This window comes from Enterobacter cloacae complex sp. HYC042_NIDB (genome assembly GCF_056673315.1).
In genome coordinates this window covers 4,414,469-4,427,078 of record NZ_CP109650.1, presented here as the reverse complement: position 1 = coordinate 4,427,078, position 12,610 = coordinate 4,414,469, and the positions used below count along the sequence as shown (strand labels likewise).

Here is a 12,610-nt window from a genome sequence, read left to right as displayed (position 1 = left end):
AGGTTTCTATGACGTCTCTGTATCTTGCTTCCGGCTCCCCGCGCCGTCAGGAACTCCTGACGCAGTTAGGGGTCTCTTTTGAACGCATCGTGACCGGCATTGAAGAAAAACGTGCTGAGGGCGAAAGTGCTCAGCAGTACGTGTCTCGCCTGGCACGCGAGAAAGCGCAGGCGGGCGTGGCCTGTGTGCCGCGCGATCTGCCCGTGCTGGGAGCAGATACCATCGTTATCCTTAACGGTGAAGTCCTCGAGAAACCGCATGACGCCGGCCATGCGGCGCGCATGCTGCGCAAGATGTCCGGGCAAACGCACCAGGTGATGACGGCCGTCGCGCTGGCGGACAGCCAGCACGTGCTGGATTGCCTGGTGGTTACGGATGTCACGTTCAGAGTGATTACCGACGACGAGATCGCCGCTTATATTGCCAGCGGTGAACCGATGGATAAAGCAGGTGCATACGGTATTCAAGGGTTGGGTGGCTGTTTTGTCAGGAAGATTAATGGCAGCTATCACGCCGTAGTCGGCTTACCGCTGGTGGAAACGTATGAGTTGCTGAGCAATTTTAACTCACTGCGTGAGGGAAGGGATAATTATGACGGCTGAATTGTTGGTAAACGTAACGCCATCGGAAACCCGTGTGGCCTATATTGACGGTGGCATTCTTCAGGAAATTCATATTGAGCGTGAAGCGCGGCGCGGAATAGTAGGCAATATCTACAAAGGTCGTGTCAGTCGTGTACTGCCGGGTATGCAGGCGGCTTTTGTAGATATTGGACTGGATAAGGCGGCATTTTTACATGCCTCCGACATCATGCCGCACACCGAGTGCGTCGCGGGCGAAGAGCAAAAGCAGTTTGCCGTGCGCGACATTTCCGAGCTGGTGCGTCAGGGCCAGGACTTAATGGTGCAGGTGGTGAAAGATCCCCTTGGCACCAAAGGTGCCCGTCTGACCACCGACATTACCTTACCTTCCCGCTATCTGGTCTTTATGCCCGGCGCGTCACATGTGGGCGTTTCGCAGCGTATTGAGAGCGAAAGCGAGCGCGAGCGGCTGAAGAAAGTGGTCAGCGCCTACTGCGATGAACAGGGCGGGTTTATTATCCGTACCGCTGCAGAAGGGATCAGCGAAGAAGACCTGGCGTCGGATGCGGCTTACCTGAAGCGCGTCTGGACCAAAGTGATGGAGCGTAAAAAACGCAACCAGACTCGCTACCAGCTGTACGGTGAGCTGGCGCTTGCGCAGCGCGTGCTGCGTGACTTTGCCGATGCCCAACTCGACCGCATTCGCGTGGACTCTCGCCTGACGTATGAAGCGCTGCTGGAGTTTACCGCTGAATACATCCCGGAAATGCCGGGCCTGCTGGAGCATTACACCGGGCGTCAGCCGATCTTCGATCTTTATGATGTCGAAAACGAGATCCAGCGAGCGCTAGAACGCAAGGTCGAACTGAAGTCCGGCGGCTATCTGATCATCGATCAGACCGAAGCGATGACCACCGTCGATATCAACACCGGCGCGTTTGTCGGTCATCGCAATCTGGACGACACCATCTTCAACACCAACATCGAAGCCACGCAGGCGATTGCGCGTCAGCTTCGTTTGCGCAACCTCGGCGGCATTATCATCATCGACTTTATCGATATGAGTAATGAAGACCATCGTCGTCGTGTGCTGCACTCGCTGGAACAGGCGCTGAGTAAAGATCGCGTGAAGACCAGCATCAACGGCTTCTCGCAGCTCGGCCTGGTGGAAATGACCCGGAAACGGACCCGCGAAAGCGTGGAACATGTCCTGTGTAATGAGTGTCCAACCTGCCATGGACGCGGAACGGTAAAGACGGTGGAGACGGTCTGCTACGAGATCATGCGTGAAATTGTCCGTGTCCATCATGCCTACGACTCAGACCGTTTTCTGGTCTATGCTTCCCCTGCGGTGGCTGAAGCCCTGAAAGGCGAAGAGTCGCACGCGCTGGCGGAAGTGGAAATCTTTGTCGGCAAACAGGTAAAAGTACAAATTGAACCGCTCTATAACCAGGAGCAGTTTGACGTCGTAATGATGTAAAACGCAGTACGCTGCGTGACGAAAGCTGACAAGGAGAGATGCGTGAGGCGATTGCCGGGGATTTTAGTGCTTACAGGGGCAACGCTGGTCGTGATTGTCGCGTTGCTCGTGAGCGGGCTACGCCTCGTTTTACCGCATCTGGACAGCTGGCGTCCGCAGCTGCTGGCGAAAATCGAATCCACCACCGGCGTGCCGGTCGACGTAAGCCAGGTTAGCGCCAGCTGGCAGAATTTTGGCCCGACGCTGGATGTCCGTGACATCAACGCCAGCCTGAAAGATGGCGGTCATCTCAAAATCAAACGCGTAACCCTGGCGCTGGACGTCTGGCAAAGCCTGCTGCATCTGCGCTGGCAGTTTCGCGATCTCACCTTTTATCAACTCCAGTTGCTGACCAATACGCCGCTGACGGGCGGTGATAACAATCAGGGCCTGGAAGCCAACCGCTTCAGCGATCTCTTCCTCCGCCAGTTCGATCATTTCGATCTGCGCGACAGCGAAGTGAGCTTTATTACCCTTTCTGGCCAGCGCGCCGAACTGGCGATCCCGCAGCTGACCTGGCTTAACGGCAAGGATCGACACCGCGCCGAGGGGCAGGTCAATCTTTCCAGCCTGAACGGCCAGCACGGCGTCATGCAGGTGCGTATGGACTTGCGTGACGATGACGGCCTGTTAAACAACGGCAAAGTCTGGCTGCAGGCCGACGATGTGGATGTAAAGCCCTGGCTCGGCGACTGGCTGCAGCAAAACATGCAGCTGGAAACCGCCCGTTTCAGCCTTGAGGGCTGGATGACCCTGACGAAAGGGAAATTTGCCAGCGGCGATATCTGGCTGAAGCAAGGGGGCGCGAGCTGGAAGGGTGAAAGACAGCAGCATCAGCTTTCCGTCGATAACCTCACCGCGCACGTGACGCAGGAAAAAGAGGGCTGGCAGTTCGCCATCCCGGATACGCGCATCACGATGGACGGCAAGGCGTGGCCGCGCGGTGCGCTGACGCTGGCCTGGATGCCGGAGCAGGACGTGGGCGGCGCGGCGAGTAAACGCAGCGATGAGCTGCGCATCCGCGCCAGTAACCTGGATCTGGCGGCCATTGAAGGCCTGCGCTCCATGGCGGCAAAGCTCTCCCCGGACCTGGGCGAAATCTGGCTGGCAACGCAGCCGAGCGGAAAAATTGATTCTCTGGCGCTGGATATCCCGCTTCAGGCGACGGAAAAAACCCGTTTCCAGGCAACATGGAAAGATCTTGCCTGGAAGCAGTGGAAGATGCTGCCGGGCGCGGAGCATTTCAGCGGCAAGCTGGAAGGCAGCGTGGAGAACGGCAGGCTGACGGCCGATATGCACAACGCTAAAATGCCTTACGAGACGGTCTTCCGCGCGCCGCTGGAAATTGAGCAGGGCAGCGCGGTGCTTAACTGGCTCCGTAACGATAAGGGCTTCCAGCTTGATGGTCGCCATATTGACGTCAAAGCCAAAGCGGTACACGCGCGGGGTGACTTCCGCTATTTACAGCCGCAGGGTGACGAACCGTGGCTGGGCATTCTGGCCGGGATCAGTACTGATGACGGTTCTCAGGCCTGGCGCTATTTCCCGGAAAATCTGATGGGTAAAGCGCTGGTCGACTATCTGAGCGGCGCAATTCAGGGCGGTCAGGCGGAAAACGCCACGCTGGTCTACGGCGGTAACCCGCATCTTTTCCCGTACAAACATAATGAGGGGCAGTTCCAGGTGCTGGTGCCGCTGCACGACGCCACCTTCGCGTTCCAGCCGGGCTGGCCCGCGCTGAAAAACCTGAATATCGAGCTTAACTTCCTCAACGACGGATTATGGATGAAGGCGGACAGCGTTGCGCTGGGAGGCGTAACGGCCAGCAACCTGACGGCCAACATCCCGGACTACTCAAAAGAGAAACTGCTGATTGATGCCGACATCAACGGCCCGGGGAAAGCGGTGGGGCCGTACTTTGAGGAGACGCCACTCAAAGAGTCGCTGGCGGCGACCCTTCAGCAGCTCCAGCTCGATGGCGATGTGAATGCTCGCTTACATCTTGATATCCCGCTGGACGGTGAAATGACCACCGCCAAAGGTGACGTCCGTCTGAAGAACAACAGCCTGTACATTAAACCGCTTGATAGCACCCTGAAAGACCTCAGCGGACAGTTCAGCTTTGTGAACGGTAATTTGAAAAGCGAACCGCTGACCGCCAGCTGGTTTAATCAGCCGGTGAATATCGACTTCTCAACAGCCGAGGGGCAAAAGGCTTATCAGGTAGCCGTTAATCTGGACGGCAACTGGCAGCCGTCGCGTATGGACGTCCTGCCGAAGCCGATTGAGGCGTCAGTAGCGGGCGCGGTCACCTGGCAGGGCAAAGTGGCAATCGACCTGCCTTATCACGCGGGTGCACACTATAAGGTCGACATTACGGGTGACCTGAAGAATCTTCAAAGCCAGCTGCCTGCGCCGCTGGATAAACAGGCCGGACAGCCGCTGCCGGTGAAGCTTAACGTGGATGGCAATCTGGACAGCTTCGCGCTGACCGGAAGCGCGGGCGGAACAAACCACTTTAACAGCCGCTGGCTGCTTAACCGCAAGCTTACCCTCGACAAAGCCATCTGGACGACGGACAGCAAAACCACGCCGCCGTTGCCTGAGCATGCGGGCGTTGAGCTGAATCTCCCGCCGATGGACGGCGCGGAGTGGCTGGCGCTGTTCCAGAAAGGCGTTGGGCAAAACGTTGATGAGGCCGCCCAGTTCCCGCAGACCATTACCGTACGCACGCCGTCGCTGATGCTGGGCGGACAGCAGTGGAACAATCTGAGCATTGTCTCCCAGCCAACCGCTAACGGCTCAAAAGTGGAGGCGCAGGGCCGGGAGATCAACGGCACGCTGACCATGCGCAATAACGCGCCGTGGCAGGCAGCGATCCGCTATCTCTACTACAACCCGGCTGCTGCGAGTAAAGATAAACCGGCGAATACATCGCCGCTGAGTAATACTTCCCGCGTCGATTTTAGCGGCTGGCCCGATCTGCAGCTGCGCTGCGCGGAGTGCTGGCTGTGGGGGCAAAAATATGGCCGTATCGACGGTGATTTTGCCATCCAGGGGAATACGCTCAAGCTCTCCGGCGGATTGATCGACACCGGCTTTGGCCGCATGACGGCGGGTGGAGAGTGGGTGAATAACCTGGGCGAGCAGCGCACGTCTCTGAAGGGCGACATTAAAGGCAACAAGCTGGATGCGGCAGCCAACTTCTTTGGCATCAGCACGCCGCTGCGCGGCTCCTCGTTTAACGTTAATTACGATCTTCACTGGCGTGCCGCGCCGTGGACACCGGACGAAGCGTCACTGAACGGTATTCTGAAAACACACTTTGGCAAAGGTGAAATCGCCGACGTGAGCACGGGGCGTGCCGGGCAGATCCTGCGTCTGCTGAGTTTTGATGCGCTGCTTCGCAAGCTGCGCTTCGATTTCAGCGACACCTTCAGCGAAGGTTTCTATTACGATTCCATCCGCAGTACGGCTTGGATCAAGGACGGCGTTCTGCACACGGACGACACGCTGGTGGATGGGCTGGAAGCGGACATCGCCATGAAAGGCTCAGTCAACCTCGTGCGTCGCGAACTGGATATGGAAGCCGTGGTGGCGCCGGAAATTTCCGCCAGCGTGGGCGTGGCGGCGGCCTTTGTGGTTAACCCGATTGTCGGTGCGGCGGTGTTTGCCGCCAGTAAAGTGCTGGGGCCGCTGTGGAGCAAGGTCTCCATTCTGCGCTACCGCATTACCGGTCCGGTGGATAAACCGCAGATTAACGAGGTGCTGCGCCAGCCGCGCAAAGATGCACAGCAATGATTTGACGTGGGCTGGTAATTGCCTCACTCTCAATAAATACGATCTTTATACCGCCACGGGCGGCAACGAACGAGTAGCAATACGATGAGTCTGAACCTGGTAAGTGAACATTTGCTCGCAGCGAACGGCCTGAGCCATCAGGACCTGTTCTCCATTCTTGGTCAACTGACCGAACGCCGTCTCGACTACGGCGATCTCTATTTCCAGTCGAGCTATCACGAATCCTGGGTTTTAGAAGACAGCATCATCAAAGATGGCTCATATAACATTGACCAGGGCGTCGGCGTGCGCGCCATCAGCGGCGAAAAAACCGGTTTTGCCTATGCCGACCAGATTAGCCTGGCCGCGCTAGAGCAGAGCGCGCAGGCCGCGCGTACCATTGTGCGCGATGCCGGCGACGGTCGCGTGAAAACCCTGGGTGAAGTGCAGCACTCCGCGCTTTATACCAGCATCGACCCGCTGCAGAGCATGAGCCGCGAAGAGAAGCTGGACATCCTGCGCCGCGTGGACAAAGTGGCCCGCGCCGCCGACAAACGTGTTCAGGAAGTCTCCGCCAGCCTGAGCGGTGTGTATGAACTGATTCTGGTGGCGGCAACGGACGGTACGCTGGCGGCCGATGTGCGTCCGCTGGTGCGTCTCTCCATCAGCGTGCAGGTCGATGACAACGGCAAACGCGAGCGCGGCTCAAGCGGCGGCGGCGGTCGTTTCGGCTATGACTGGTTCCTGGGTGATGTTGACGGCGAAGCGCGCGCTGACGCGTGGGCTAAAGAAGCCGTGCGCATGGCGCTGGTGAATCTTAATGCTGTTGCGGCGCCGGCCGGGACATTCCCGGTGGTGCTGGGCGCAGGCTGGCCGGGCGTGCTGCTGCACGAAGCGGTGGGCCACGGTCTGGAAGGCGATTTTAACCGTCGTGGGACGTCCGTGTTCAGCGGCCAGATCGGACAGCTCGTCTCCTCTGAGCTTTGCACCGTAGTAGATGATGGCACCATGCTTGACCGCCGCGGCTCGATTTCTATAGACGATGAAGGTACGCCAGGCCAGTACAACGTGCTGATCGAAAACGGCGTTCTGAAAGGCTACATGCAGGACAAACTCAACGCGCGCCTGATGGGCGTAGCGCCAACGGGTAACGGCCGCCGTGAATCTTACGCGCACCTGCCGATGCCGCGCATGACCAACACTTATATGCTGCCGGGCAAATCCACGCCGCAGGAGATTATCGAATCCGTGGATTACGGTATCTTTGCGCCAAACTTTGGCGGCGGCCAGGTGGATATCACTTCCGGTAAGTTTGTCTTCTCGACTTCAGAAGCGTACCTGATCGAGAAGGGCAAAGTGACCAAAGCGGTGAAAGGCGCGACGCTGATTGGCTCCGGCATTGAAGCGATGCAGCAGATTTCCATGGTCGGTAACGATCTGAAGCTGGATAACGGCGTGGGTGTTTGCGGTAAAGAAGGCCAGAGCCTGCCGGTTGGCGTGGGTCAGCCAACGCTGAAAGTGGATAATCTGACGGTGGGCGGCACGGCCTGACCTGAGCAAACATAAAAAATGGCGCTACAGATGTAGCGCCATTTTTTTAACGTAAGTTACCCAGCGGGATCTCCGGATCCGGCTCGCGAGTAATGCGGTTACGCAAGTCACGTCGAATGATTTCGATCGACCAGAACCAGACCAGATGACCCACGATCTCTGACACGTGTTCATACCAGGGCAGATCAAACAGCGGTGGCGTCAGCCCCATCAGCGGGAAGGAGAGCATGTGAACAAAAAGCTGTGCCAATGCACCCGCCAGCAAACCCTGCCAGAGTTTAATTTTCGGGAAGACTTCAGCAACGACACAATACCCAACCGCGAAGACGATTGAGAAAATAATATGCGTTACGCCGACCCAGTTAAATATATGCCCGGCAAAGGTATAAACTGCTGCGTTAGGATCAACTACGCCCAGCCAGTCGCGTAAAAAAACATAGGGTGGATTTAAAAAATTGCGGGAGCAATCAATTTGGCCTGCGGCTCTTATTAATTGCTCAGGGCCGCATGCGCCGGTAAATAAATCGGTGGGACTGCGTGGCGGGAGAGGTACCTCGGCTCCCCATTTGACAAACGCGGAGACAATTCCTGCAATTAAGCCAATGAACGCGGCGAGTCCGTAGCGCCTGCGTGACGGCGGTGTTTGTTCAAATAGATTCATTTCGTTTCCTTGTTTAACGTCATCCTGCGAAATACATTTTATTATTCAAATCAGCAACAAAATAATAACAGTCTGAATGCCAGACTGTTTATAAGGTAAAGGGCAGGCGGCGGCAGTGTCAATTCGCTATTCCTGATAGAAGCTAAAGAATATCCCTGGATGAAGGCCGGCTTCATCCTGAAATATTAATGGCGCGGATATTTCAGAAATTAATTACTTATTCCTTTCTTCTACCGCGCATTCCCTGAAACAGCTCTGCTACGTCGACAAAATAGTCGGTCAGATAGTTAATACACACCTGTACTTTGAGGGGCAGCTTGTCCTTCTCGGTATACAGGGCGTAGACCGGGCGTGGATCGGACTGATAGCGCGGGAAGAGGATCTCCAGCACGCCGCTGTTGATCTCATTGATCACCCACATCAGCGGCACATAGGCGATCCCGGCGCCGGCCACCAGCCAGCGCGAAATGGTCATCGGATCGTTGGTGACGAACCGGCCTTCCGGCAGCAGCCTGGTGGAGATCCCTTCTGGAGCAATTAGCTCAAATTCATTATCGGGGCGGACGCTGTACTCCAGCCAGGAGTGGTTAGCGAGATCGGCAGGTTTCTCCGGCACACCGTACTGCGCCAGATAGCTCTTCGAGGCACAGACCACCATCGGCATGCTCCCGAGGCGACGCGAGAACAGGCTGGAGTCCTGCAACGCGCCAACGCGGATCACCACGTCTAATCCATCGGCGATCAGGTCTGGGGCAGGGATGCCCGTCACCAGATTGACGGTAAGCCCAGGGTACTCTTTCAGCATGTCCGCCGTCATGGCAGCGAGAACATTTTGTGCCATAGTTGAAGAACACCCTATACGCAGCGTGCCGATGGGCGTGTTGTTAAAGGCATAGAGTTGTTCGTGAACATCCTGCACTTCATGCAGCATGCGGCGACAACCCTGATAGTAAATTTTACCGGCTTCCGTCAACCCGATGCTGCGGGTGCTGCGGTTGAGCAGCTTAACCTGAAGCTCATCTTCCAGTTTGGACACCGTCTGGCTGATGGATGAGACGCTCATCTGAAGCTGGCGCGCAGCGGCGGTAAATGAGCCGAGTTCAACCACTTTGGCGAAGACGGACATGCGTTTTAAACGTTCCATTGTTCACTCTGGCTTAAAAGTGATTTAGATCACATATGATAGATAACAGCATAACAGTTACGTTAATATATTATTAATTACATAACGGCTGCGCCATTCTCGCCCTGCGTTTCTAGCTCTCCTGCGATGGCGTGCGCTAAAAAATTCTGAAGCCTGCACTCTCTCTTATCAAGGTCAACATGAGTCTGTTTCCCGTTATCGTGGTGTTCGGTCTGTCGTTCCCACCGATATTTTTCGAGCTTCTTTTATCACTGGCGATCTTCTGGCTGGTGCGCAAGGTGCTGGTCCCGACCGGGATCTACGATTTCGTCTGGCACCCTGCATTGTTCAATACCGCGCTGTATTGCTGCCTGTTTTACCTGATATCGCGCATGTTTGTCTGAGGTTGATGTGAAAACGCTAACAAGAAAAATCTCCCGCACCGCCATTACCATGGCGCTGGTTATCCTCGCGTTCATCGCTATTTTTCGCGCCTGGGTTTATTACACCGAATCACCGTGGACGCGTGACGCGCGCTTTAGCGCCGATGTGGTGGCAATTGCCCCCGACGTGGCCGGCCTTATCACGGCGGTTAACGTTCACGATAACCAGCTGGTGAAGAAAGATCAGGTCCTGTTCACCATCGACCAGCCTCGTTACCAGAAGGCGCTGGAGGAAGCAGAAGCAGACGTGGCCTATTACCAGGCGCTGGCTGCAGAGAAACGCCGTGAGGCAGGCCGTCGTAACCAGCTGGGCGTTCAGGCCATGTCCCGCGAAGAGATTGACCAGTCCAACAACGTGCTGCAAACCGTGCTGCACCAGTTAGCGAAAGCGCAGGCAACGCGCGATCTGGCGAAGCTCGACCTGGAGCGTACCGTGATCCGCGCGCCGGCCGATGGCTGGGTGACCAACCTGAACGTCTATGCCGGGGAGTTTATCACCCGTGGCTCAACCGCCGTGGCGCTGGTTAAACAGAACTCCTTCTACGTGCTCGCCTATATGGAAGAGACCAAGCTGGAGGGCGTTCGTCCGGGTTATCGCGCAGAAGTCACGCCGCTTGGCAGCAACCGCGTCTTTAAAGGTACCGTCGACAGCGTCGCCGCAGGGGTAACCAACTCCAGCAGCTCTAACGATGCTAAAGGGATGGCGACGGTGGATTCTAACCTGGAGTGGGTGCGTCTGGCGCAGCGCGTGCCGGTACGTATTCATCTGGATGAGCAGCAGGGCAACCTGTGGCCAGCGGGTACCACGGCGACGGTGGTGATCACCGGAGAAAAAGATCGGGATGCCAGCCAGGACTCCCTCTTCCGTAAAATTGCCCATCGCCTGCGCGAGTTTGGTTAATCGCCATGGGTATCTTTTCCATCGCCAGCCAGCACATTCGCTTCGCCGTGAAGCTGGCGTGCGCCATCGTGCTGGCGCTGTTCGTTGGCTTCCACTTCCAGCTTGAAACCCCTCGCTGGGCGGTGCTGACCGCCGCGATTGTCGCGGCGGGCCCTGCCTTCGCCGCGGGTGGAGAACCCTACTCTGGTGCGATCCGCTATCGCGGGATGCTACGTATCATCGGGACGTTTATCGGCTGTTTCGCGGCGCTGACCATTATTATTCTGATGATCCGCACGCCGCTGCTGATGCTAATGGTGTGCTGCATCTGGGCGGGTTTCTGCACCTGGGTCTCGTCTCTGGTAAAAGTCGAGAACTCCTACGCCTGGGGGCTGGCGGGCTATACCGCGCTGATCATTGTCATCACCATCCAAAGCGAACCGCTGCTCGCGCCGCAGTTTGCCGTGGAGCGCTGCAGCGAGATTGTGATTGGTATTGTCTGCGCGATCGTGGCTGACCTGCTTTTCTCCCCGCGCTCGATCAAGCAAGAGGTGGATCGCGAGCTGGACGCGCTGATCGTTGCCCAGTACCAGCTGATGCAGTTGTGCATTAAACACGGCGACAGCGAAGAGGTGGATAAAGCCTGGAGCGGGCTGGTTCGTCGTACGCAGGCGCTGGAAGGGATGCGCAGTAACCTTAATATGGAGTCGTCTCGCTGGGCGCGGGCGAATCGTCGCCTTAAAGCCCTGAATACCGTCTCCTTAACGCTGATTACCCAGGCCTGCGAAACCTATCTTATCCAGAACACCCGCCCGGAAGCGGTCACCGACACGTTCCGTGAGCTGTTTGCCGAGCCGGTGGAAACCGTACAGGACGTGCATAAGCAGCTTAAGCGCATGCGCCGGGTGATTGCCTGGACCGGGGAGCGCGAGACGCCGGTGACGATCTACACCTGGGTTGGGGCCGCAACGCGCTATCTGCTGCTTAAGCGCGGCGTGATCGGTAACACCAAAATCAGCGCGGCGGAAGAAGAGGTGCTCCAGGGCGAAGTGGTGATCAAGGCGGAGTCTGCCGAGCGCCATCACGCGATGGTCAACTTCTGGCGTACCACGCTTGCCTGTATGCTCGGCACGCTGTTCTGGCTGTGGACGGGCTGGACGTCCGGCAGCGGCGCGATGGTGATGATTGCCGTCGTGACCGCACTGGCGATGCGTCTGCCTAACCCGCGCATGGTCGCCATTGATTTCCTTTACGGCACCATCGCCGCGCTGCCGATAGGCGCGCTCTATTTCCTGGTCATCATCCCGTCGACGCAGCAGAGCATGCTGCTGCTCTGTATTAGCCTGGCGGTGATGGCGTTCTTTATCGGCATTGAAGTGCAAAAGCGCCGCCTGGGATCGCTGGGGGCGCTGGCGAGTACGATTAACATCATCGTGCTGGATAACCCAATGACCTTCCACTTCAGCCAGTTCCTCGACAGCGCGCTGGGTCAGCTGGTGGGCTGCTTCCTGGCGATGATGGTGATTCTGCTGGTCCGGGATAACTCGCAGGCGCGGACGGGGCGCGTATTGCTGAACCAGTTTGTATCGGCTGCCGTGTCGTCGATGACTACCAATACCGCGCGTCGTAAAGAGAACCACCTGCCCGCGCTCTACCAGCAGCTGTTTTTACTGCTGAACAAGTTCCCGGGCGACATAGCGAAGTTCCGCCTGGCGTTAACCATGATCATCGCGCACCAGCGTCTGCGCAACGCGCCGGTGCCGATCAACGACGATCTCTCGGCCTTCCACCGTCAGCTGCGTCGTACCGCCGACCATGTGCTTTCCGCCAGCAGTGACGACAAACGCCGTCGTTACTTTACCCAACTGCTTGAAGAACTGGATATTTATCAGGAAAAACTCAAGCACTGGCAAGCGCCTCCACAGGTGACCGAGCCGGTAGGGCGGCTGGTGTTTATGCTGCATCGCTACCAGAATGCCCTCACGGATAACTGACTGAAGTAAAAAAACCGACGCCAAAAGCGCCGGTTTTTTTGTGGCTATACTTATTCCAGCACGTACTTACATTCAGGA

The 12,610-nt window shown here is 57.0% G+C and carries 9 protein-coding genes; 7 read left to right on the top strand and 2 right to left on the bottom strand.

Annotation, left to right across the window (positions count from 1 at the left end; translation table 11 throughout):
- The first annotated feature begins 8 nt into the window (after positions 1–8).
- From OKF39_RS21145 to tldD, 4 genes are all read left to right on the top strand, one after another.
- A complete protein-coding gene (locus OKF39_RS21145; RefSeq protein WP_041907832.1) occupies positions 9–602 on the top strand; it encodes a Maf family protein in 594 nt (197 codons plus the stop codon).
- Positions 592–2,061, top strand: a complete 1,470-nt coding sequence (rng, locus tag OKF39_RS21140) for a ribonuclease G (RefSeq protein ID WP_008502847.1) — start codon at positions 592–594, stop codon at positions 2,059–2,061. Before OKF39_RS21145 ends, rng begins: the two co-directional genes overlap by 11 nt.
- A 42-nt stretch (positions 2,062–2,103) precedes the next feature.
- A complete protein-coding gene (gene yhdP / locus OKF39_RS21135) occupies positions 2,104–5,901 on the top strand; it encodes an AsmA2 domain-containing protein YhdP (RefSeq protein WP_479983332.1) in 3,798 nt (1,265 codons plus the stop codon).
- 84 nt (positions 5,902–5,985) lie between these two features.
- On the top strand, positions 5,986–7,431 hold the full coding sequence (gene tldD / locus OKF39_RS21130) for a metalloprotease TldD (protein WP_028014602.1): 1,446 nt from the start codon (positions 5,986–5,988) through the stop codon (positions 7,429–7,431).
- A gap of 46 nt (positions 7,432–7,477) precedes the next feature.
- Here tldD and OKF39_RS21125 read toward each other — a convergent pair whose 3' ends face one another.
- Both OKF39_RS21125 and aaeR read right to left on the bottom strand, forming a co-directional pair.
- The gene (locus OKF39_RS21125) at positions 7,478–8,092 is read right to left on the bottom strand and encodes a YagU family protein (protein ID WP_194386447.1); all 615 of its coding nucleotides are present in this window, start codon (positions 8,090–8,092) and stop codon (positions 7,478–7,480) included.
- 217 nt (positions 8,093–8,309) lie between these two features.
- Positions 8,310–9,236, bottom strand: coding sequence for an HTH-type transcriptional activator AaeR (gene aaeR, locus OKF39_RS21120; RefSeq protein ID WP_028014600.1), 927 nt, complete (start codon positions 9,234–9,236; stop codon positions 8,310–8,312).
- Positions 9,237–9,415: 179 nt separating this feature from the next.
- Here aaeR and aaeX point away from each other — a divergent pair, with 179 nt between their 5' ends.
- The 3 genes from aaeX to aaeB are packed head-to-tail and all read left to right on the top strand — an operon-like array spanning position 9,416 to position 12,532.
- The gene (aaeX, locus tag OKF39_RS21115; RefSeq protein WP_003860416.1) at positions 9,416–9,619 is read left to right on the top strand and encodes a p-hydroxybenzoic acid efflux pump operon protein AaeX; all 204 of its coding nucleotides are present in this window, start codon (positions 9,416–9,418) and stop codon (positions 9,617–9,619) included.
- Positions 9,620–9,626: 7 nt separating this feature from the next.
- The gene (aaeA, locus tag OKF39_RS21110; protein ID WP_028014599.1) at positions 9,627–10,559 is read left to right on the top strand and encodes a p-hydroxybenzoic acid efflux pump subunit AaeA; all 933 of its coding nucleotides are present in this window, start codon (positions 9,627–9,629) and stop codon (positions 10,557–10,559) included.
- Between the two features lie 5 nt (positions 10,560–10,564).
- On the top strand, positions 10,565–12,532 hold the full coding sequence (gene aaeB, locus OKF39_RS21105) for a p-hydroxybenzoic acid efflux pump subunit AaeB (RefSeq protein ID WP_047364742.1): 1,968 nt from the start codon (positions 10,565–10,567) through the stop codon (positions 12,530–12,532).
- Positions 12,533–12,610 lie beyond the last annotated feature (78 nt).